Source organism: Actinoallomurus spadix (assembly GCF_024055725.1).
GTDB classification, from domain to species: domain Bacteria; phylum Actinomycetota; class Actinomycetes; order Streptosporangiales; family Streptosporangiaceae; genus Actinoallomurus; species Actinoallomurus spadix.
In genome coordinates this window covers 68,221-89,818 of the sequence record NZ_JAMXMX010000029.1, presented here as the reverse complement: position 1 = coordinate 89,818, position 21,598 = coordinate 68,221, and the positions used below count along the sequence as shown (strand labels likewise).

General features: G+C 71.9%; 22 protein-coding genes and 1 pseudogene. 17 read left to right on the top strand and 6 right to left on the bottom strand.

Features of this window, described 5'->3' with window-relative positions; translation table 11 throughout:
* Nucleotides 1-9 precede the first annotated feature (9 nt).
* From NE235_RS31780 to NE235_RS31760, 5 genes are all read left to right on the top strand, one after another.
* Nucleotides 10-1,212 carry a cytochrome P450 gene (locus tag NE235_RS31780; RefSeq protein WP_252809522.1) on the top strand — a complete coding sequence of 401 codons (1,203 nt, stop codon included), beginning with the start codon at nt 10-12 and terminating at the stop codon, nt 1,210-1,212.
* A 155-nt stretch (nt 1,213-1,367) separates the two neighbouring features.
* On the top strand, nt 1,368-2,633 hold the full coding sequence (locus tag NE235_RS31775) for a glycosyltransferase family 4 protein (RefSeq protein WP_252809516.1): 1,266 nt from the start codon (nt 1,368-1,370) through the stop codon (nt 2,631-2,633).
* A gap of 2 nt (nt 2,634-2,635) precedes the next feature.
* Complete coding sequence (locus NE235_RS31770; RefSeq protein ID WP_252809557.1) at nt 2,636-3,391, top strand: class I SAM-dependent methyltransferase; 756 nt, start codon at nt 2,636-2,638, stop codon at nt 3,389-3,391.
* A complete protein-coding gene (locus NE235_RS31765) occupies nt 3,378-4,481 on the top strand; it encodes a prenyltransferase (protein WP_252809514.1) in 1,104 nt (367 codons plus the stop codon). The genes NE235_RS31770 and NE235_RS31765 overlap by 14 nt, the downstream gene beginning before the upstream one ends.
* A gap of 65 nt (nt 4,482-4,546) precedes the next feature.
* Nucleotides 4,547-5,089, top strand: coding sequence for an NADAR family protein (locus tag NE235_RS31760; RefSeq protein WP_252809512.1), 543 nt, complete (start codon nt 4,547-4,549; stop codon nt 5,087-5,089).
* A gap of 73 nt (nt 5,090-5,162) precedes the next feature.
* Here NE235_RS31760 and NE235_RS31755 read toward each other — a convergent pair whose 3' ends face one another.
* Together NE235_RS31755 and NE235_RS31750 are read right to left on the bottom strand one after the other, a co-directional pair.
* Nucleotides 5,163-5,822 (bottom strand): C39 family peptidase, encoded by a 660-nt coding sequence (locus tag NE235_RS31755; RefSeq protein WP_252809510.1) that lies wholly within the window; start codon nt 5,820-5,822, stop codon nt 5,163-5,165.
* A gap of 154 nt (nt 5,823-5,976) precedes the next feature.
* A complete protein-coding gene (locus NE235_RS31750) occupies nt 5,977-6,600 on the bottom strand; it encodes a class I SAM-dependent methyltransferase (protein ID WP_252809556.1) in 624 nt (207 codons plus the stop codon).
* A 182-nt stretch (nt 6,601-6,782) separates the two neighbouring features.
* Here NE235_RS31750 and NE235_RS31745 point away from each other — a divergent pair, with 182 nt between their 5' ends.
* The 10 genes from NE235_RS31745 (at nt 6,783) to NE235_RS31700 (ending at nt 14,698) form a co-directional block, all read left to right on the top strand.
* Nucleotides 6,783-7,784, top strand: coding sequence for a LacI family DNA-binding transcriptional regulator (locus NE235_RS31745; protein WP_252809508.1), 1,002 nt, complete (start codon nt 6,783-6,785; stop codon nt 7,782-7,784).
* A complete protein-coding gene (locus tag NE235_RS31740) occupies nt 7,781-9,277 on the top strand; it encodes a sugar ABC transporter ATP-binding protein (RefSeq protein WP_252809506.1) in 1,497 nt (498 codons plus the stop codon). The genes NE235_RS31745 and NE235_RS31740 overlap by 4 nt, the downstream gene beginning before the upstream one ends.
* Nucleotides 9,274-10,233: an ABC transporter permease gene (locus NE235_RS31735; RefSeq protein ID WP_252809504.1), complete on the top strand. Its 960-nt coding sequence runs from the start codon at nt 9,274-9,276 to the stop codon at nt 10,231-10,233. Before NE235_RS31740 ends, NE235_RS31735 begins: the two co-directional genes overlap by 4 nt.
* Nucleotides 10,234-10,260: 27 nt before the next feature.
* Nucleotides 10,261-11,214 (top strand): substrate-binding domain-containing protein, encoded by a 954-nt coding sequence (locus tag NE235_RS31730; protein ID WP_252809502.1) that lies wholly within the window; start codon nt 10,261-10,263, stop codon nt 11,212-11,214.
* Nucleotides 11,215-12,096, top strand: a complete 882-nt coding sequence (locus tag NE235_RS31725) for a ribokinase (RefSeq protein WP_252809500.1) — start codon at nt 11,215-11,217, stop codon at nt 12,094-12,096.
* Entirely contained in the window at nt 12,097-12,486 is a 390-nt protein-coding gene (gene rbsD, locus NE235_RS31720) for a D-ribose pyranase (protein ID WP_252809498.1), read from the top strand.
* 67 nt (nt 12,487-12,553) lie between these two features.
* Nucleotides 12,554-13,006: a pyridoxamine 5'-phosphate oxidase family protein gene (locus tag NE235_RS31715; RefSeq protein ID WP_252809496.1), complete on the top strand. Its 453-nt coding sequence runs from the start codon at nt 12,554-12,556 to the stop codon at nt 13,004-13,006.
* 10 nt (nt 13,007-13,016) lie between these two features.
* Complete coding sequence (locus NE235_RS31710; protein ID WP_252809494.1) at nt 13,017-13,208, top strand: ferredoxin; 192 nt, start codon at nt 13,017-13,019, stop codon at nt 13,206-13,208.
* A 124-nt stretch (nt 13,209-13,332) separates the two neighbouring features.
* A complete protein-coding gene (locus tag NE235_RS31705) occupies nt 13,333-14,418 on the top strand; it encodes a Zn-dependent alcohol dehydrogenase (protein WP_252809492.1) in 1,086 nt (361 codons plus the stop codon).
* A gap of 103 nt (nt 14,419-14,521) precedes the next feature.
* On the top strand, nt 14,522-14,698 hold the full coding sequence (locus tag NE235_RS31700; RefSeq protein WP_252809489.1) for a hypothetical protein: 177 nt from the start codon (nt 14,522-14,524) through the stop codon (nt 14,696-14,698).
* A gap of 94 nt (nt 14,699-14,792) precedes the next feature.
* Here NE235_RS31700 and NE235_RS31695 read toward each other — a convergent pair whose 3' ends face one another.
* Nucleotides 14,793-17,597: a hypothetical protein gene (locus NE235_RS31695; RefSeq protein WP_252809487.1), complete on the bottom strand. Its 2,805-nt coding sequence runs from the start codon at nt 17,595-17,597 to the stop codon at nt 14,793-14,795.
* A 222-nt stretch (nt 17,598-17,819) separates the two neighbouring features.
* Between NE235_RS31695 and NE235_RS31690 the strand changes: the two are divergent.
* Nucleotides 17,820-18,207: pseudogene (locus NE235_RS31690) on the top strand (SCO5389 family protein).
* Between the two features lie 60 nt (nt 18,208-18,267).
* Here NE235_RS31690 and NE235_RS31685 read toward each other — a convergent pair.
* On the bottom strand, nt 18,268-19,008 hold the full coding sequence (locus tag NE235_RS31685) for a L,D-transpeptidase family protein (RefSeq protein ID WP_252809485.1): 741 nt from the start codon (nt 19,006-19,008) through the stop codon (nt 18,268-18,270).
* 199 nt (nt 19,009-19,207) lie between these two features.
* The gene (locus NE235_RS31680; RefSeq protein WP_252809484.1) at nt 19,208-19,795 is read right to left on the bottom strand and encodes a DUF1707 SHOCT-like domain-containing protein; all 588 of its coding nucleotides are present in this window, start codon (nt 19,793-19,795) and stop codon (nt 19,208-19,210) included.
* A gap of 131 nt (nt 19,796-19,926) precedes the next feature.
* Between NE235_RS31680 and NE235_RS31675 the strand changes: the two genes are divergently transcribed.
* The gene (locus NE235_RS31675) at nt 19,927-20,598 is read left to right on the top strand and encodes a cupin domain-containing protein (protein ID WP_252809481.1); all 672 of its coding nucleotides are present in this window, start codon (nt 19,927-19,929) and stop codon (nt 20,596-20,598) included.
* 42 nt (nt 20,599-20,640) lie between these two features.
* On the opposite strand, the gene NE235_RS31670 is transcribed toward NE235_RS31675, so the two are convergent.
* Entirely contained in the window at nt 20,641-21,540 is a 900-nt protein-coding gene (locus NE235_RS31670; protein ID WP_252809478.1) for an SDR family oxidoreductase, read from the bottom strand.
* Between the last annotated feature and the right edge of the window lie 58 nt (nt 21,541-21,598).

The following is a 21,598-nucleotide window of genomic DNA, read 5'->3' as shown; positions in this document are numbered from 1 at the left end:
GATCCGCGGATGGACATCGACCTGGTCGACCCCGACCGGTACGCGAACGCCGGCATCCCGCACGGCGAACTTCGATGGCTGCGCCGTAACGACCCCGTGCACCGGCACCCCGGCGAGCCGGACTTCTGGGCGGTCACCCGGTACGACGACGTCGTCCACGTCTCCCGGCACCCCGAGATCTTCTCCTCCCATCGCCGGCTCGCGCTGTTCTACGAGCCGAGCGACGAGCATCTCGTCATGCAGCGGATGATGATGCTCAACCAGGACCCGCCGGAGCACACCCGCAAGCGGAGCATCGTGAACAAGGGGTTCACGCCCCGGACGGTCGGGCGGCTGGAGGACCACGTCCGCGAGATCTGCCGGGGCCTCATCGACGAGGTCGCCGGCCGGGGCGAGGCCGACTTCGTCCGCGACATCTCCGCGCCCCTGCCGCTGTATGTGATCTGCGAGCTGATCGGCGCGCCCGTCGAGGACCGGGAGAAGATCTTCGAGTGGTCGAACCGCCTGATCGGTGAGGACGACCCCGACCTGCGCTCCACGGAGGAGGAAGAGGGCGCCGCCGCGGCCGAGCTGTACGCCTACGCCAACGAGCTCGCCGAGCGACGCCGGAAGGAGCCGCGGGACGACATCGTCACGACGCTGCTGCGCCCGCACGGCGGCGAAGAGCTGACGGTCGACGAATTCGACCTGTTCATGATGCTGCTGATCGTCGCCGGGAACGAGACCACCCGGAACGCCGCCTCCGGGGGCATGCTCGCGTTCTTCGAGCATCCGGACCAGTGGTACCGGCTCGTCGACGACCGGCGGAACGGCGGCGACCTGGCCCGGACGGCCGCCGACGAGATCGTGCGCTGGGTCAGCCCGGTCAACCTGTTCAAGCGCACGGCGACCCGGGACACCGAGCTCGGTGACAAGCGGATCCGCGAGGGCGACAAGGTCGTGGTCTTCTACGCCTCGGCCAACCGCGACGAGGACGTCTTCGCCGACCCGTACGACTTCGACATCGGGCGTGATCCCAATCCGCACCTCGGCTTCGGCGGCGGCGGACCGCACTTCTGCCTGGGCTCCCACCTGGCCCGTCTCGAACTGCGGGTGCTGTTCGAGACGCTCGCCGAGCGGCTGCCCGGCATCACCCTGGCGGGCGAGCCGCGCCGGCAGCGGTCCAACTTCATCAACGGCATCAAGGAGATGCCGGTCCGCTTCGACAGGTGATCCGGCCGCGAGTCACCTCCGGACGTGCCACCCGGCGCACCGAACGTGGCCTTCACCACCTTTTTAGACACAGTGGCTAATAGCGGGTCGGCCATAACGATTGTCAGGCTATGGTCTAACTTCACCAGCAGTGACACGTGCGGGAGGGGCAACGCGTGGGTGAGGTCGGCGAACCATTGCGCGTGGCCCTGCTCTCCTATCGGAGCAAGCCGCACTGCGGCGGCCAGGGCGTCTACCTGCGGCACCTGACCCGGGAGCTGGCCGAGCTCGGGCACCGCGTCGTCGTCTTCTCGGGCCAGCCGTACCCGGAGCTCGACCGCGACGACATCCTGCTGCGCAAGGTCCCCAGCCTGGACCTGTACGCCGACGAGAACCCGTTCCGCACGCCGGCGCTGTCGGAGTACCGCGACTGGATCGACGTCCTGGAGTTCGCGCACATGCGGACCGGCGGCTTCCCCGAGCCGCTGACCTTCAGCCTGCGGGTCCTGCGCGAGCTGCGGAAGTACCGCCACTCGATCGACGTCGTGCACGACAACCAGGTGCTCGGCTACGGCAACCTCGCCATCCCCCGGCTCGGCCTGCCCCTCGTCACCAGCATCCACCACCCGATCAGCGTGGACCGCCGGATCGAGATCGAGGCGGCCAAGACCCTCAAGGAGCGGTTCGGCAAGCGCCGCTGGTACGGCTTCGTCGACATGCAGGCGCGGGTCGCCCGGCGCATCGGCCCGGTCCTCACCGTCTCCGAGTCGTCCAAGCACGACATCATCCGGGACTTCCAGGCGCCCCCCGAGCAGGTGCACATCCTGCCGCTCGGCGTCGACACCCGCTACTTCCACCCCCGCGGCGAGCGCGTCCCCGGCCGCATCGTCGCCGTGGCCAGCGCCGACTCCCCCCTCAAGGGCGTCTCCACGCTGCTGCGCGCGGTCGCCAAGCTCGCCACCGAACGCGACGTCCACGTCGTCATCGTGAGCAAGCCGCGGCCCGGCGGCCCGACCGACCGGCTGGTCGGCGAGCTGTCCCTCGGCGACCGTGTCCGGTTCGTCTCCGGCATCTCCGACGAGGAGCTCGGCGAGCTGCTGGCCAGTGCCGAGATCGCGGTCGTGCCCTCCCTGTACGAGGGGTTCTCCCTGCCCGCCGTCGAGCACATGGCCTCGGGCACCCCGCTCGTCGCCAGCCGTACGGGCGCGCTGCCCGAGGTGGTCGGCGACGCCGCGATCCTCGTCGAGCCCGGTGACGTGGAAGAGCTGGCGGGCGTGCTCGGCCGGCTGCACGACTCCCCCGGGGAACGCGAGCGGGTCGGCGCGGCCGGCTACGCGCGCGTGCAGGAGCGGTTCACCTGGTCCGCCGTCGCGCGGGCCACCGTAGGCCACTACGAGGCCGCCATCGCCCGCCACCGCGGGCGCCGCCCGGAAGGAGCCTGACCCTGCTGACCGTGGACTTCGACCGGTTCCGCGTGTCGCCCGGCGAGCACGTGCTCGACATGGGCTGCGGCGCGGGCCGGCACGCGTTCGAGCTGTACCGGCGCGGGGCGCACGTCGTCGCGTTCGACCGCGACGAGGCCGAGCTCGCCGAGGTGGCGAGGATGTTCGGCGCGATGGAGCTGGCGGGCGAGGCGCCCGAGGGCGCCTCCGCGCGGACCGTCACCGGCGACGCGCTCGGCCTGCCGTTCCCCGACGACACCTTCGACAAGATCGTCGCGGCGGAGGTGCTGGAGCACATCCCGGACGACATGGCGGCCATGGCCGAGCTGCTTCGCGTCCTCAAGCCCGGCGGCGAGCTCGCCGTGACCGTGCCGTCGTGGCTTCCCGAGCGCATCTGCTGGGCGCTGTCGGAGGACTACCACACCGTCCCGGGCGGGCACGTGCGCATCTACACCCGCGCCGAGCTCGAGGCCAAGCTCAAGGCGACCGGATTCCAGGTCGGCGGCCACCACCACGCCCACGGCCTGCACGCGCCGTACTGGTGGATCAAGTGCGCGGTGGGCGTGAACAACGACGGCCACCCCCTCGCCAAGGCGTACCACCAGGTGCTCGTCTGGGACATCATGAAGCGCCCCCTCGCCACCCGGCTCGCCGAACGGGTCCTCAACCCGGTCATCGGCAAGAGCGTCGTCGTCTACTTCCGCAAGCCCACCGTCTCCGCGACGGAGGACCAGGAGCAGGCGCATGCGGCGGCCTGAGGCCGTACCCGGAATCCTGACCGCAGAAGACGTCCTCGCCACCGCCCGCAGCATCACCGCCCAGCAGGAACCTTCGGGCGCCATCCCCTGGTTCGCGCCGACCGGCGGTGTACCCGGCCACGTCGACGCCTGGAACCACGTCGAGGCCGCGATGGCGCTGTCGGTCGCCGGCCTTCACGACGAGTCCCGCCGCGCGTACGAGTGGCTGCGCGCGCAACAGCGCGAGGACGGCTCCTGGCCCGCCAAGTGGGTCCTCGGCGAGATCACCGAGCCCGGTGGCGAGTCCAACCACGCCGCGTACATCGCCGTCGGCGTCTGGCACGAGCTGCTGCTCACCGGCGACGAGGAATTTGCCGGGCGCATGTGGCCGGCGGTCCGCCGCGCGATCGAGTTCACCCTCGGCCTGCAGACCGCGCGCGGCGAGATCATCTGGATCCGCCACCCGGACGGCTCCCCCGATGACCACGCGCTGCTCACCGGCTGCTCGTCGATCCACCAGTCACTGCGCTGCGCCGTCGCCCTCGCCGAGCGCCTCGGCGAGCCCCAGCCCGACTGGGAGCTCGCCGCCGACCAGCTCGGCCACGTCGTCGCCGCCCACCCGGAGGCGTTCGCCGACAAGAGCCGCTTCTCGATGGACTGGTACTACCCCGTCCTCGGCGGCCCGCTGCGCGGTCCCGCGGCGTACCGCCGCATCGACGAGGGCTGGGAGACGTTCGTCGTCGACGCCCTCGGCTGCCGGTGCGTCTCCGACCAGCCGTGGGTGACCGGCGCGGAGTCGTGCGAACTCGTCCTCGCCCTCGACGCGATGGGCGACACCACCCGCGCCCGCGCGCTGTTCGCCGCCATCCAGCACCTGCGGCACGAGGACGGCTCGTACTGGACGGGCTGGCAGTTCGCCAACCGGCGCCACTTCCCCGGCGACCGCTCCACCTACACGGCCGCCGCCGTCATCCTCGCCGCCGACGCCCTCGCCGACGCCTCGCCCGCCGCACGCCTGTTCAAGGAGATCGACGGCCGCCCGCTCGGTCCCTCCGAGCCCGCCGACCCGGTCGCCTGCGGCTGCGAGTCCCTCGCCGAGGCGCTCAACTAGGGCCTGTCCCGCCGGAGCGGAAACGGGTTGCCCGAGGCGGACCTGAGCCAGCAGCATCGGGCGGTATGCGCGTTGATGACCTGATCCGGCGTGAAGAACAGGGTGAGCTGCCGGAGATGCTGTTGTTCTGGGGGCACCGGCCGCCCAAGGGCGGGGGCGTCGGGAAGGGGTGCCTGAGCCAGTGGTATCCGGCGCCGTTCACCGTGGACGGCCTGCGGTACGCGACCGCGGAGCACTACATGATGGCGGGCAAGGCGCGGCTGTTCGGGGACGCCGAGGCGGAGGAACGCGTGCTCGCCGACGACGACCCCGCCAAGGCCAAGAGCGCCGGGCGGAAGGTCCGCGGCTTCGACGAGACGACCTGGGCCGAGCACCGGTACGGGCTCGTCGTGGCCGCGAACGAGGCCAAGTTCGGGCAGCACCCGCCGCTGCGCGGCTTCCTGCTGGCCACGGGCGACCGGGTGCTCGTGGAGGCCAGCCCGTACGACACCGTCTGGGGCATCGGGCTGTCGGCGTCGCAGCCGGAGGCGGCTCGGCCGTCGGAGTGGCGTGGGCTCAACCTGCTCGGGTTCGCGCTGATGGACGTTCGCACCGCTCTGCGCGGATGAGAACGGCCGGCCCTCTCCGGTGTGCGGGAGAGGACCGGCCGTGGCCGTACGGATGCCCGTGATGGGCGTTGACTCAGCTGGGATAGAAGCCGAAGAGGTGCTTGCCGGCCTTGGAGATCGCGGTCCAGGACGAGCTCAGCGACGAGTGGTGGAAGCTGTTGTCCGCCGGGTCCCACCAGTAGAGCTGCTTGCCGTGGGAATCGGAGTGGTAACCGTAGATGACCATGACGTGGCCGGTCTTGTCGTTCCAATGCGGCGTCCAGGGCTTCGAACCGGCCAGCACCCGGGCGATGACCGCGTGTTTCTTGGTGCCGATGTCGTAGCTGACCGCGTTCCAGACGAAGCCCGCGGACGTGGGATGAAGGTCCTGATAATAGGACCCGCGGTGAATGGCGGTGTTGACGCCGATCGGGACCCAGGCGTTGCCGGTCCCGTTCGGCGACTTGGTGTGCATGTACTTGGCCATCGTCTTCTGGCTGGGCAGGGACTTCTTCGGCATCCACGTCGACACGACGGCGCGCCCGGCGGCCGGAGCGCAGTAGTAGGACTTCGACTGCTTCTGCGTGACCAGCTTGACCGTCTTCGTGACCGCGGCCGCTGACACCGTGCCGGCGGGCCGTGCCGGGGCGGGCGCGGAGGAGGGGGCGGAGGACGCCTGGGCACCGGTCGCGACCGTGAGGAGAAGCGGCGGCGCGAGGGCGAGGGCGGAGGCGAGCACACGAACCTTTGCCACGAGTGCCCCTTTCGAGGGGTCTAAAGGTGGAGGAAAAGGACCGGTCCGGGTGATCAGTATTGGATTCTGCCGTGGCCGCAGAAAGGGCTGTGAGCCCTATTTCGCATTGGGTCGCGAGACCTACCGAGCGGTCTCGCCGCCCGGGACTGATCGGTCAGGACGCCGCGCGCCGGAGGACGCGGAGGGAGCCCTCGACGCGCCGTTCGGTCCACTGGCCGGTGGCCAGGGCGCGCCGGTAGACGCGGTACGGCGCCTGCCCGCCGTCGGCCGGATCGGGGAAGATGTCGTGGAAGACGAGGGCGCCGCCCGGCATGACGTGCGGTGACCAGCCGTCGTAGTCGGCCTGGGCGAGGTCCTCGGCGTGGCCGCCGTCGATGAAGACCATGGCGAGCGGCCGGTCCCACAGCGCCGCGACGGTGCCGGACTCGCCGACCACCGCGATGACGCGGTCCTCCAGACCGGCGGCGGCGATGGTGCGGCGGAAGACGGGAAGGGTGTCCATCCGGCCCGTGGTCGGGTCGACGAGGGACGGGTCGTGGTACTCCCAACCGGCCTGGTTCTCCTCCGAGCCGTGGTGGTGGTCGACGGTCACGACCGTGGAGCCGACCGTACGGGCGGCGGCGCCGAGGTAGACGGCCGACTTCCCGCAGTAGGTGCCGACCTCGAGGATCGGCCCGCGAGCGCCGTACTCCAGCGCGGTCTCGTAGAGCGCGAGGCCCTCCGGCACCGGCATGAAGCCCTTCGCCGCCTCCGCGACGCGGCGCAGGTCGGGCGGCATGGGGGCGTGGTTCGTCGCCTGGCTCGTCACGCCCGGCACCCTACCCGCGCGGCCCGGCTGCTCCCCATTCGACCCGAGGTTCCCGTATGTCCACTAAGTGACCCACGTCACGTAGAGATCATGTAATCGTTTCCATACACTCTCGTGTAATCGTTTCCATCACGCACCGATCAGGAGGCCCGATGGCCGGCATCAAGGACGTCGCCGCACACGCGGGCGTCTCCGTCGCCACGGTGTCGCGGGTGCTCAACGACAGCCCCCGGGTGAGCCGGGAGACCCGGGACAAGGTCCAGGCGGCCATGCGGGCACTGCGCTACCGGCCGAACGCCGTCGCCCGCTCGCTGCGCACCGAGGCCACCCGGACGCTCGGGCTGATCATCGGGGACATCCTCAACCCGTTCTTCGCCGTCCTGGCGCGGGCCGTGGAGGACGAGGCGCGGGCGGCCGGCTACACCGTCGTGATCGGCAACGCCGACGAGCGTCCCGAACAGCAGGACCACTACGTGCGCACGCTGCTGGAGCAGCGCGTGGACGGCCTGCTGATCTGCCCGACGGCGGAGATCACCCCGCTCGTCGAGGACGGCGTGCGCTCCGGCGCCCCCGTCGTCTTCCTCGACCGCACGCTGCCCGGCCTGGAGGTGCCGTCCGTCCGCGCCGACGGCACCGAGGCCATCCACGACCTCGTCCGGCACATCCACCGGCTCGGCCGCCGGCGGATCGCGTTCATCTCCGGCCCGGAGCTGCTGTCCACCGGCCGCGAGCGCACGCGGGCCTTCCACGACGCGATGCGCGCGTGCGGCCTGGACATCCCCGGCGAGTACGTCGAGGCGGGCGACTTCCAGGCGGCCAGCGGGCGGGCCATCGCCGCGCGGTTCCTCGACCTGCCCGAACCCCCCGAAGTGATCTTCGCGGGCGACAACCTGATGGCGCTCGGCGCCCTGGACGAGATCCGGTCGCGGGGCCTGCGCATCCCCGACGACGTCGCCCTGGCGTCGTTCGACGACGTGGCGTGGTTCGTGCACCTGGACCCGCCGCTCACCGCGATCGCGCAGCCCGCCGAGGAGCTCGGCCGCCGCGCGGTGCGCGTGCTGCTCGACCGCGTCGAGGGCCGCCCCGTCGAGTCGGTCGTCCTGCCGGCCCGGCTCGTGATCCGCCGCTCCTGCGGAGAAGGAGAGACCACATGACAGAGGAGATCCTGCGGGTGCGCGGGCTGCGCAAGCGGTTCCCCGGGGTCGTGGCGCTCGACGGCGTCGACTTCGACCTGCGTCCCGGCGAGGTGCACGTCCTCCTCGGCGAGAACGGCGCGGGCAAGAGCACGCTGATCAAGATGCTGTCCGGCGCGTACCACCCGGACGAGGGCCAGATCTTCGTCGACGGCCGGGAGGCCGCGATCCGCACCGCCGAGGACGCCCAACGGCACGGCGTCGCCACGATCTACCAGGAGTTCAACCTGGTGCCGCAGCTGACCGTGGCGGAGAACCTCATGCTCGGCCGGCCGCCGCGCCGTTTCGGCATCGTCGACAAGAAGGCGATGTACCGCCACGCCCGCGAGCTGCTCGACCGGGTCGGCGTGGACGCCGACCCCCGCGCGCCGCTGGAGAGCCTCGGCATCGCCCGGATGCAGATGGTCGAGATCGCCAAGGCGCTCGGCCTGCGGGCCCGGGTCCTGATCATGGACGAGCCGACCGCGGTGCTCACGACGTCCGAGGTGGAGCGGCTGTTCGCGATCGTCCGGCAGCTCAAGCGGCAGGGCGTCGCGATCGTCTTCATCACCCACCACCTGGAGGAGATCGCCCAGATCGGCGACCGGGTCACGGTGCTGCGGGACGGGGCCTCGGTCGCCGAGGTGCCCGCCGACACGCCCGAGGACGAGCTCGTACGGCTGATGGTGGGCCGTTCCATCGAGCAGCAGTACCCACGGGAACGTTCCACCCAGGGCGCGCCCCTCCTGGAGGTCCGGAACCTCACCCGCGAGGGCGTCTTCGAGGACGTGTCCTTCGAGGTGCGCGCCGGCGAGGTGGTCGGCCTGGCCGGCCTGGTCGGCGCGGGCCGTACGGAGGTCGTCCGGGCGATCTTCGGCGCGGACCCGTACGACTCCGGCGAGGTCCTGGTCGACGGCCGGCCGCTGCCGCGCGGCAAGGTCACCGCCGCCATGGAGGCCGGGCTCGGCCTGGTGCCCGAGGACCGCAAGGGCCAGGGGCTCGTCCTCGGCGCGAGCATCCGGGAGAACCTCGGCCTCGTCACGATGCGCCGCGCCACGAAGGCCGGGTTCGTCGACCGGGCCGGCCAGGCCAAGGCCGCCGCCCGCGTCGCCGAGCAGCTCGGCGTGCGGATGAGCGGTCTCGGCCAGGAGGTCCGCACGCTGTCCGGCGGCAACCAGCAGAAGGTCGTCATCGGCAAGTGGCTGCTGGCCGACGCGAAGGTCCTCATCCTCGACGAGCCGACCCGGGGCATCGACGTCGGCGCCAAGGTCGAGATCTACCAGCTCATCAACTCGCTGACCGCCGGCGGGCACGCGGTGCTCATGATCTCCAGCGACCTCCCCGAGGTGCTGGGCATGAGCGACCGGGTGCTCGTGATGGCGCGCGGCAGGCTCACCGGCGAGCTGAGCGCCGCCGAAGCGACCCAGGACTCGGTGATGGCACTCGCCGTCGGCGAATTGGAGGAAACAGCATGACGACCGGAACGCTGCGGCTGCGCAAGGGCAGCGCGGTACTGAGCGAGAACGGCTCGCTCCTCGGGCTCGTCGTCCTGGTCGTCGCCCTGACGCTGCTGTCCGGCGACTTCCTGACGGTCACGAACCTGCTGAACGTCGGCGTCCAGGCGGCGGTCACCGCGATCCTCGCCTTCGGTCAGACGTACGTCATCATCACCAGCGGCATCGACCTGTCGGTCGGCGCGGTCGCGGCCCTGTCGGCCGTCGTGCTCGCCTGGACGGCGACCAGCCACGGCATGGCCTGGCCGCTGGCCACCGGCTTCGCGCTGATCGTCGGCATCGCGTGCGGGCTGGTGAACGGCGTGCTGATCACGTACGGGAAGCTGCCGCCGTTCATCGCGACGCTCGCGATGCAGGGCGTGGCGCGCGGCCTCGGCCTCGTCATCTCCCAGGGCAGCCCGATCGCCCTGCCGGACTCGGTCTCGCACCTCGGCGACACGATCGGCAGCTACCTGCCGGTCCCGGTGATCGTGATGCTCGTGATGGGCGTCATCACGGCCGTCGTGCTGAACCGGACGTACTCCGGGCGCGCGATGTACGCGATCGGCGGCAACGAGGAGGCCGCCCGGCTGTCCGGGATCAAGGTCACCCGGCAGAAACTGATCACGTACGCCCTCGCGGGCGGCTTCGCGGCCGTCGCCGGCATCGTGCTGGCCAGCCGGCTGGCGTCCGCCCAGCCGCAGGCCGCCGCCGGCTACGAACTGGACGCGATCGCCGCCGTCGTCATCGGCGGGGCGAGCCTGTCCGGTGGCAAGGGCAAGGCCCTCGGCACCTTCGTCGGCGCCCTCATCCTCGCCGTGCTCCGCAACGGCCTGAACCTCCTGTCCGTCTCCGCCTTCTGGCAGCAGGTCGTGATCGGGGTCGTCATCGCGCTCGCGGTGCTCCTCGACACGCTGCGCCGCCGCCAGGCCCGCTGAAGTAACACATCGAAAGGTCTCACCACCATGCAGTTCACCAAGCCGGCCGCGATCGCGGCCGCCGGTGCGGTCCTCGCCCTCGGCCTCACGGCCTGCAACAACGGCGGCTCGTCCTCCTCCGGCGGCGGTGGCGGCGACGTCAAGCTCGGCCTGTCCGTCTCCACGCTGAACAACCCGTACTTCGTGCAGTTCCGCCAGGGCGCCGAGGCGGAGGCGAAGAAGGAAGGCGTCAAGATCACCACGACGGACGCCCAGAACGACGCCTCCCAGCAGGTCAACCAGGTGCAGAACTTCGCCAGCCAGAGCATGAAGGCGATCATCATCAACCCGGTCGACTCCTCGGCCGCCGCGCCCGCGGTCAAGGCCGCCGACCGCAGCAAGATCCCCGTGATCGCCGCCGACCGCGGCGTCAACGGGGCGACCGTCGCCCAGACCGTCGCGTCCGACAACGTCGCCGGCGGCAAGCTGGCCGCCCAAGAGCTCGGCAAGGCGCTCGGCGGCAAGGGCAAGGTCGCCGTCCTGCAGGGCACGGCGGGCACGTCGGCCGCCAACGACCGGCAGAAGGGCTTCGAGGAGGGCATCAAGGCGTTCCCCGGCATCCAGGTCGTCGCCCAGCAGCCCGCCGACTTCGACCGGACCAAGGGCCTGGACGTCATGACCAACATCGCGCAGGCGCACTCCGACATCACCGGGGTGTTCGCGGCCAACGACGAGATGGCGCTGGGCGCGATCAAGGCGCTGGGCGCGAAGGCCGGCAAGCAGATCAAGATCGTCGGCTTCGACGGCACCCCCGACGGGCTCAAGGCCATCCAGGCCGGCACGCTCACCGCGGACGTCGCGCAGCAGCCGGTGCTCCTCGGCCAGATGGCCGTCCAGGCCGCCGTGAAGGCCGCGAAGGGCGACAAGATCGACGCTACCGTGGCGGTTCCCGTCAAGGTGGCCACGAAGGACAACGTGGCTCAGTTCACGAACGGATCCTGAATGCCGGACAAGACGTACGACGTGCTGGTCGTCGGCTCGGTCAACGCGGACCTCGTGGTCCGCGTCGACCGGCGCCCGGCGGCCGGGGAGACGGTGCTGGGCTCGGACCTGGCCACCTACCCGGGCGGCAAGGGGGCCAACCAGGCCGTCGCCGCCGCCCGGCTGGGCGGGCGGGTGGCGTTCCTCGGCCGCGCCGGCACCGACGGCCAGGGCGACTTCCTCCGAGAGGCCCTGCGCGGCGACGGCGTCGACATAGCCCACCTGATCACCACGCCGGGCCCGAGCGGCGTCGCGCTGATCACGGTAGGACCCGAGGGCGACAACAGCATCATCGTGTCCCCCGGCGCGAACGGCCGGGTCACCGCGGAGGACGTGACGGCGGCCGGTCCGCTGTTCGCCGCCGCGTCGGTGGTCTCGTTGCAGCTGGAGGTGCCGCTCGACGCGGTGCTGGCCGCCGCGCGCGCCGCCGAGGGGGCCGGCGCGCGGGTGGTGTTCAACCTGTCGCCGCCGGCCGCGGTACCGGACGAGCTGCTCGCGCTGTGCGACCCCCTCGTCGTCAACGAGCATGAGGCCGCCTTCCTCGGGGCGAGCGACCCGGCCGGGCTGCTGGCGCGCGGCCCGCGCTCGGTCGTCATCACGAAGGGCGCGGACGGCGCGGTCGTCGCGGACGGCGACGGCGTCATCGAGGTGCCCAGCCCGCGCGTCGAGGCGGTCGACACGACGGGGGCCGGGGACGCGTTCACCGGCGCCCTGTCCTGGCGGCTGGCGCGGGGCGACGATCTGGCGGAGGCCGCGCGGTTCGCCGCGCGCGTCGGAGCCGCCGCCGTACGTGTCGCGGGCGCGCAGAGCTCCTTCCCGCGGCCGGCCGATCTGGAGGACTAGGTGAAACGCGGGGGAATTCTCAACGGCGCCCTTTCCGGCGCCCTGGCCCGGCTGGGCCACACCGACCAGGTGCTGATCTGCGACAGCGGGATGCCGATCCCGGCCGGCGCGGAGGTGGTGGACCTGGCCTTCACGCTCGGCGTCCCCGGCTTCGCCGAGGTGCTGGACGGAATCCTGGCGGAGCTGGTCGTCGAGGGCGCCGTCGCGGCGGAGGAGGTCGTGGGCGGCAATCCGGAGTGCCACGCCCTGCTCGACGACCGGCTGCCCGCCCTCACGTACGTCCCGCACGAGGAGCTCAAGCTGCTGGCGCACGCGGTCAAGCTGGTCGTGCGGACCGGGGAGGCGACGCCGTACGCGAACGTCGTGCTCCGGTGCGGCGTGGCGTTCTGACCGGCTCGGGACGGGCGGCGCCGGGGACACTTGCCCACACTTACTGAAACGTGTTCTACTTTCTCGCGTGAGTCAGCGTTCCCGTGTCGCGATGACGGACGACGAGGTCGCCGCGCTTGTGCAGGAGTCGAAGAAACTGCAACTGGCGACCATCAATCGCGACGGCACCCCGCACCTCGTGACCATGTTCTACGGCCTGATCGACGGCAAGATCGCCTTCTGGACGTACCGGACCTCGCGCAAGGCGCACAACCTGCGCCGCGACCCCCGGGTGACCTGTCTCATCGAGACGGGCGAGGACTACTTCGAGCTGCGCGGGCTGATGATGTACGGCACGGTGCGGGCCCTTACCGAACCGAACGAGGTTCGGTATGTTGGCTGCGAAGTGGTCCGCCGGATGATGGACCTGAAGGACGATGACGCCATCGCGTCGCTCGTCGACCAGACCGCGGCCAAGCGGCACGCGTACATCGTCGAGCCGACGGGCGTCGCGTCCTGGGACCATCGCAAGCTCACCTGAGCGAGGAGCCATGGAAGTACGAGTCGACCCGCTGGTCTGCGAGGCCAACGGCGTGTGCGTGGGCCTGGTGCCCGAGGTGTTCGACCTGGACGACGACGACGTCCTGCACATCGTCGAGCCGCACCCGCCCGCCGAGCTCCTCGACCGCGTCCGGCACGCCGTGCGCTCCTGCCCCAAGGCCGCGCTGACCCTCGAGGAGTAGTCCCGGCGTCCGCGGCGCCGTCCCGTCCGGCGCCCGTCCGGCGCCATCAGGTCGTCCGGCGCCCGCCCGGGGCGCCGTAACGTCGGCCGGCGCTCCCGCCGGCCCTGCCATGGAGGTGTGCACGGTGCGAGCCGCGGTCCTGCGCCAGGTCGGCGACGAAGAGGTCGAGCTGCGCGACGACGCCACGACGACCGAGACCGGCCCCGATCAGGTCAAGGTCAAGGTCCGGGCGACCGGCGTCTGCCACTCCGACCTGTCCGTCCTTACCGGCGTGCTGCCCATGCCGATCCCCTGCGTCATCGGGCACGAGGGCGCCGGCGAGGTCGTCGAGGTCGGCGAGCGCGTCAGCGGCGTCGGCCCCGGCGACCACGTCGTCATCAACTGGACGCCGGACTGCGGCACCTGCGCCGAGTGCGTCCGCGGCGAGCCGTACCTCTGCATGACGTTCATCGCGCAGACGTTCGGCGACCCCAGGTTCCGCCTCGGCGGCGACGCCCCCGCGTACGGCATGGCCGGCTGCGGCACCTGGGCCGAGGAGCTCGTGGTGCCCTGGCAGGGCGTCGTCAAGGTGGCCGAGGACGTGCCGTTCGAGTACGCCGCGCTGCTCGGCTGCGGCATCCCGACCGGCGTCGGCGCGGTGTTCAACACCGCGAAGGTGCGGCCCGGCTCGAAGGTCGCCGTCGTCGGCGCGGGCGGCGTCGGCCTGTCGGTGATCCAGGGCGCCCGCATCGCGGGCGCGGCGACCATCCTGGCGATCGACCCGAACGAGGCCAAGCACCCGATCGCCAAGCAGTTCGGCGCCACCCACACGGCCACGCTCGACGGCCTGCAGGAGACGAACGGCCTGCTGACCGGCGGCCAGGGCTTCGACTACGTCTTCGAGGTCGTCGGCAAGGCGACGGCCATCGAGACGGCGTGGCGGACCACCCGGCGCGGCGGCGACGTCATCGTGGTGGGCGCGGGCGCCGCGGACGACAACTTCCAGATGAGCGCCTTCTCGCTGCTGTTCGAGGGCAAGAACCTCAAGTCCTCGCTGTACGGCGGGAGCGACCTGAGGCGCGACATCCCGATGTTCGTCGACCTGTGGCGCGGCGGCAGACTCGACCTCGAGGGCCTGATCACGCGGCGCATCCGGTTCGAGGACCTCAACGACGCGATGGCGGCCCTGCGGCGCGGCGACGCGATCCGCCAGGTCGTCGTCTTCGACTGAGCAAATGCGCTCCGCACTCCCCAGCGAACGCTAACCGACGAAAGTTTTATTTGCCGCATATCGGGCATCTGGCGGGCGTTCGGCTCGGAACCAGGAGGCTCCAATGCGCATAAGGGGCGGCATCAGCTTCGTCGGCCTCATTTACATATTGATCGGGATCTTCGTGGCCTGGGACCACGACTACATCACGGTCGGCCTGCTCAAGCGCGTCGTCAGTGCCCTGCTGGCGGTGTTCCTCTGGGTTCTCATCCTGCTCGGAGTCGACCTGCACGTCAGCTGACGCCCCAAAGGAACGCCATTGCGGCCGCCCTCCGACGAGGACAGCCGCAATGGTGTTTTCATCCGACCCCGAATTCGCTTCCCGGGTTTATTGCTCAGGGAACGGGCGTCCGCCAGAGGGTCGGCACGTCCCCGGACGCGTCCCCGGTGAATCCGACGGCGACGAGCGTGCCGCCCACGACGGTGAGCCCGGCGAGCCGCTGCGTCCCGAGCCCGTCCAGCCCCAGCCCGTGCGGCCGCGACGACCGCCAGGTCCGGCCGTCCGGCGAGGTCCACAGCACCACGTCCGACCCCGCCGTCCCGGCGAGGACGAATCCGTGCGCCGTCGCGGTCACCGCCGTCACCGCCGTGCCCTGCCCCGCGCCGGGCAGGGAGACCGGCTGCCAGCTCCTGCCCCCGTCCGCCGAGACCGCGGCGAAGGCCGCGGACCCCGGCGCACCCGCCGCGGGCGGGCCGGTGACGCCCGCCGCGCCGGTGACACCGGTCGCGACCAGCACCCCGCCCCGCGCCACGACCGAGGTCAGCGAGCCGGCGGCGGCGCCCTGCGGGAGCGCCGGCGCGGCCGGGGACAGCGCCCACTTCTTCCCGTCCGGCGAAGTCCAGACCGCCGGCTGCGCGGTCTTGTTCTTCGTCTGACCGCCGACCGCGACGAACCCGGCCGGGCCCGCCACGACGTCGGCCGTCCACTTGGGAGCGTCCCCGGTGCCGGCCAGATCGCCCTTCCCGGCGCTCCCGCCCCACGCCCAGTTCTTCAGGTCCGTGGAATACCAGGCCGCGGCACTCGTGTCGCCGCTCCGGCCGACGATGACGTACGTGCCGGCGTTCGCGGTCGCCGCCGCCGTGGTCGGGCCGGAGCCGCCGAACACCTTCCCGCCCGGCACGGCCTCCCAGGAGGCGCCGTCCGCGGACATCAGGGTCAGCGGGCGGCCTCCGGCGCGCCCGACCGCCAGCCAGCCCGCCGCCCCGTGCGCGACGTCGACGAGCTGCCGGGGCGGCGTTCCGGCCGGAAGCGTGGCGCGGGTCCACGCCGAGCCGTTCGGCGAGGTCCACAGCGCGGCGTCGCCGTTCGAACCGCCGACCGCCATGACGCGGCCGGCGTCGGAGAGCACGCCGGTCAGCGTGAGCTCGGGGTGCACGGCACCCGGGATCGCGCCGAGGTTCACCTCGCCCGCTCCGGCGACGGTGAGGTACGCGTCGCTCGTCCCGGCCCGGCCGGTGACCACCGCGCCGGCCGACCCCGGCGCGACGTCGGTGAGGGTCCGGCCCGGCGGGACGTCGCCCGCACGCTGCCAGCTCTTGCCGTCCGCGCTCGTCAGCACGGCCGTCTTGCCACCGCCCACCGGCACGAGCGCGGCCAGGCCGGTGTCGGCGCCGCGCAGCGCGCCCAGATGGGAGTAGCCGTCCGCGGTGAGCCGGCCCACCGGCGCCCAGGTCTGCCCGTCGGCGGAGCCGAAGATAACGGCGTACGACGTCGTACGACGGTGCTTCTTCGACCCGGTGGTCTGCGAACCCTCACGGGCGGCGAACAGACCCGACCGCGTCGCCACGAGGGCCGTGACGTCACCGGACGACCCCTGGGCCTGCGGGATCGTGACCGGCGTCCAGGTGCGCCCGGAGTCGGGGGACCGCCAGACGACCTCCCTGTCGACCGTCGACGTGACCTTCTTCTTCTTTTTCCTGACCTTCTTGGTGACCGTCACCGTGGTCCGCAGCGCCCCCTCGGCGACCACCGTGTCGCCGTACGCGGCGGCCGAGGAGACGCGGATCGGGGTGCCGCCCTTCTGCGGGGTGAGCTGCTCGGGGCCCACGCGCGTCCAGGAGCGCCCGTCACGGGAGGTCCAGATGACCCCCCGCGCGCCGTCCTTCGTCGTACTCGTCCCGACGGCGACGAACCCCGAGCCGGTGCGGACCAGGCGGTCGACCCTGTCCCCGGGAGCGAACGCGCCGACGACCGCCGCGTGCGTCCACGTCCGTGCGTCGCGGCTCGTCCACGAGACCACGCCCTGCGAGGTGACGCCGAGCGCCGCCCACCCGCCGGTGTTCCCGGCGATGAACTGCGGGTACTCCCCCGGCGGCGGGTCGCCGCCGTCGGCTCCGCGCACCCGCGCCACCCGCCAGGTGCGGCCGCCGTCGGCGGAGGTGAGGAACTGGGCGCGCGAGTAGACGCCGCCCTGCTCCGAGCCGATGGCCACGACCGCGCCACCCGCCGCGGCCACGGCGGTGAGCGCGTGCGACCGCCCGCTGCCCTTGGCCGCCGGGTCCGGGGCGAAGAGACGGTCGGCCGCCACCGCCACGGGCGCGGCCGGCCTCTTCGGCCCGTCGCCGCCCATGCCGAACACGGCGTACGCGCCTCCGCCGAGGACGATGACGGCCGCGGCGGCGATGGCGACCGGCCGCAGCGGCACCGGCGGCAGGCTGCGCGCCCGCTCGGGCGGCGCCCACGGCTCACCATCCGCCGTTCCGGTCTGCGGAACGGGGGGAGGCGCCGGGACGGGGACGGGAGGGGCAGGAACGGGAGTCGAGGGGACAGGGGTGGAAGCGGCCGCGGCGGGGACGGTCGGCGCGGCGGCGGCCGCGTTCGGATACGCCGCGGCGCTGGCCGCCACGGGAACGCTGGGCGGTGCCGACGGGCGCCGTTCCGGCTCGGCGCGGCTCCAGTCGATCCCGGCGCGGTGCCACACGGCGTTGGACCGCTGCCAGGGCGAGGAGTTCGGCACGCCCCGGACGCGGCGGCCGTCGGAGGCCGCGTCCGCCGCCTCCGCGAGCCGCTCGCTGATGCGGCGGCGCTCGTCGCGGCCGGAGCGCCGGGGCGCGCCCGGCCGGGGGTGATTCTGGGCGGGGCGGACGGCACTGCCGCCGAAAGGCTCCCCGGGGGGCGCTCCGCTACCGGTGGTGGTCACGCTCACCTCTTGTCGAAGACCGTTCGTGCAAGGACCTATCAAACCGCTATCCGGCCCGCAACGGGGGCGGAGACGAGACCCTCCCGGTGGGAATTCCCGAACCGGAACGGCCCGTCACCGGCCCATTCCCGTACGTCGGCGACCGCACGGAGGCTGTCGTCACCGTCGGGCCATAGACGTCTTCGGCAGGGCTGCCTGGCGTCCCCTTTCGGAGGTGGTGACATGTCCCTGACCGTTTCCCCCGAACTTCTCGAAAGCGCCCGGCGAGACGAAGTCGACGACGCGGCCTTCGTCGGAATGCATCCGCACGTCCCTGCCGTACGCCTGGCAGGTCGTCGAAGGGCTGATCGGCGAGCTCCGGGCGGACGGCGCCGACCACACGGCGAACGAGGTGCCGCCCCCCGACGAGGCCGCGCGCGGTCAGTTGCTGCGGATGCTGGCCAGCGACGCGATGCGGGGGGCGCTGGAGCGCCATTACGGCGTCCGCCTGGCGTTCCAGAACTGCCACAAGGTCGCGGTGTTCCGCCCGGACGCCGAAGTGGCGTACCGGGAGTTCGTCACGCCGCGCGCGCAGATCCTGAACCAGCGCCCGGACCTCGTGGACTGCTGAGACCGCCGGGAAAGGAGAACGGAGCCGTACGCCCGTGCGTACGGCTCCGTCTCACAAGGCTCAGGCCGGCGCCTTGCCCTTGACGTAGACCTTGGTCTTCAGGGGCAGCAGCTTGGCGACGATGTCCGCCGTGTGCATCGGCGTCCGCACGCAGCCGTGCGATGCCGGGTAGAGCGGCACCTCGGGCTCGCCGTGGATGGCGTAGCCGCGGTAGAAGTAGTTGGCCTTGTAGAGCTTGCCGAGCGGGCCGGTCTCCCAGCCCTTGGCCTTCCGGTACACGGCGTAGCTACCGGTCGGCGTCCGGGCGTTGATCTTGTGGCCGTTCTGGTAGTAGTACGCCCGGCCGCTGGAGACGTGGCTGATGAGGACCAGCTTGCCGCTCTTGTAGATGTAGAGCAGCTGGTGGGTCAGATCCACCTCGGCGCGGTTCTTGGCGCCGCTCTTGACGAGGGGCTTGGGAACCTTCGGGTGCTCCAGCGCCGCCCACGTCTTGGAACCCACCGGCGCGGACTGGTTCGGGTGCATTCCCTGGGCCTTCTGGAACGCCCACACCGCGAACCGGGTCTGGCTGCCGTACTGCCCGTCGACCGTTCCCGGGTCGTAGTGCAGAGCGATGAGGCGCTGCTGCAGGCGGGTGACCGCCGGGCCCTTGTCCCCGAAATGGAGCGTCGGGTTGGCCTGCGCCTGTACGGGGGATGTGGCGGCGACGGCGAAGGCCGTCGCGGGGGCGGCCACAGCCGGGACGAGGGCCGCTGCCGACAACGTCCCGATGGCGACGGCCTTCCCCAGGCTCATTCGCATACAGCTCTCCCAAACATTGACAGATTGCACGAGCTAACCTGTTCTACCTCATGCGAGCGATCATTACGATGCTTTTGCCGCCATAGAGGTTCGTTCGGGCGCTGTGGGAGATCTCACCACCGCCGGCCGGAAAGACCGGCGCCCGGCCGTAATCCGGAAAGGAAGGTCAGGCGTCCGCTTCCGGCCGCCGGCCCGGGACTCACCGCCGGGGCATCGTCCGCGTCTCGACCCGGCCCTTGTAGGCGAAGGCCCGGATGTGCACGACCGGGGCGCCGGGGTCGAGCTCCCCGGTCCACTCTTCGTCCCGGGTGACACCGAAGCCGCTCGCCTCGATACGGACGCCGGGCGGGACGAGGAACTCGATGTCGGACTTGTAGGCGACCGCGAGGATGGTGGTGACCGGTTCGGTCAGTTCCGCCGCCCGCAGGTCGATCACGCCGCCGCCCTTGTAGACGACCGCGCGGAACGTCCCGGGAACCCGCCAGCGTCCGGCGAGCCGCACGGTGTCCTTGAACGTGATCGAGTGACGCCCCGGCCTCGGCGTGTGCGCGGGCGCCGCCGGCCGCGGCGCGACGGGAGCGGTGTCCGCCGGCAGGTCGGCGAGCAGCCCGGCGAGGTCGCCGTACGTTCGCGCGGCCAGCGCGCCGCGCATCCGTTCGTCGAACTCACCGTCCGTGAGGCGACCCTCCGCGAAGGCGGCCTGCAGCCGCCGCACCGTCTCGTCGCGGTCCTGATCGGAGGCGCGCAGGCGCGCCCGCTCCGCCGCCGGCTCGTGGTACGGCTCCATCGGCAGACCCCTTTCACTCGCGATGTATCTTAACCGATTTCTCTCCAACTCCGAGAGCTGTTTCTCGCGAACACGGCAGGGACGCGGCCCGCGTCCGCCCGCCGGCATGCGCACCCCACTACGGTGGGACGGTGCTCCTACTCACGACGCTCGACGCATGGCGCGCGCACCCGGACGAGGCCTTCCGCAGCGATGCCGCCGCGTACACCCCGGAGGAGGACGCCGCCGCCCTGGCCACCGAGCACTTCGGCGACGAGCAGGTGATCGCGCTGGTCTTCGAGCATCCGCGGCTGATGCTGCCCGGCGCCGTCGACCGCGAGACGGTCCAGGAGATCCGGTACGGCCGCCGTGACCCGGGCGGCAGGGTCACCGGCTTCGAGGTCAGGCCACCGGCCGCCGAGGCCCTCGACCTGCTGCCGCACCCGGAGGGCGGCTGGTTCCGCGAGACCTGGCGGACGGGTCCGCGCGTCGCGGCGCACGGCGGCGAGCGGCCGACCGCGACCGGCATCTACTTCCTGCTCGGGCCCGGCGAAGAGTCGATGTGGCACGCCGTGCGCTCGGACGAACTGTGGCTCTGGCATCGCGGCGGCCCGCTGGAGCTGACGCTCGGCGGCGACGCCGACGCACCGGGCCGGACCGAGACGGTCCTCCTCGGCCCGGACGTCGAGGACGGCCAGCACCCGCAGGCGCTGGTGCCCGCGGGCGTCTGGCAGTCCGCCCGGCCCGCCGCGGGCCGGGAGGTCCTGGTCAGCTGCGTCGTCTCCCCCGGCTTCGACTACGCCGACTTCCAGGCGGCGCCGTGACCGGTGCGGCGGGCTCCGCCGCACCGGTCACGGGCGCCGGTGTCACCGCAGGGCCTGGAACAGCGCCGCGGTCTGCTCGCCGATGTTCCTGGCCAGCAGGTACGGCTCCGTCTCGTTGATCTGCTGCCAGTTGTCGCGGACGTCCTCGACGCTCAGGCCGTCCTTCTTGGTGAAGCCCGGCCCCTCGGCGACGAACACGCGCGCGACCCTGCCGCCGCCCACCGTGTAGGTCTCGCCGGTGCTCTCGTTGCTCTCATGGGCCAGCCAGGCGACCAGCGGCGTGACGTGCTCGACGCTGAGACGTTCCTTGAACTCGGCGGGGAACAGGTCCTCCGTCATCCGGGTCCAGGCGACCGGCGCGATCGCGTTCACTCTGATGCCGTACTTGGCGCCCTCGGCCGCGAGCGTCTTGGTCAGCCCGACGAGCCCCATCTTCGCCGCCGAGTAGTTCGCCTGCCCGAAGTTGCCGAACAGGCCGGCCGGCGAGGACGTCATGACCACCCGTCCGTACGCCTGCTCCCGCAGGTGTGGCCAGGCGGCGTGCGTGACGAGGAACGATCCGCGCAGGTGCACGGCGATGACCTGGTCGAACTCCTCCGGCGACATGTTCTTGAACGACTTGTCCCGCAGGATGCCGGCGTTGTTCACGACGATGTCCACCCGGCCGAAGGCGTCGAGCGCGGCCCGTACGATCGCCTCCGCGCCCTCGGTGGTGGCCACGTTGTCGGTGCTGGCGACGGCCTCCCCGCCGTTCTTCTTGATCTCGGCGACCACGTCCGCCGCCGGGCCACTGGAGGCGCCGGTGCCGTCCAGCGCACCGCCGAGGTCGTTGACGACGACCTTCGCGCCGCGCGCGGCCAGTTCGAGCGCGTGCTGCCGCCCGAGCCCCTGTCCCGCTCCGGTGACGATCGCCACCCGTCCGTCGAACCGCAGTTCCGCCATTCTCCGTACCCTCCTCGCGACCCGAGCTCCTGAACACTGATCCACCGCCCCCAGTGTC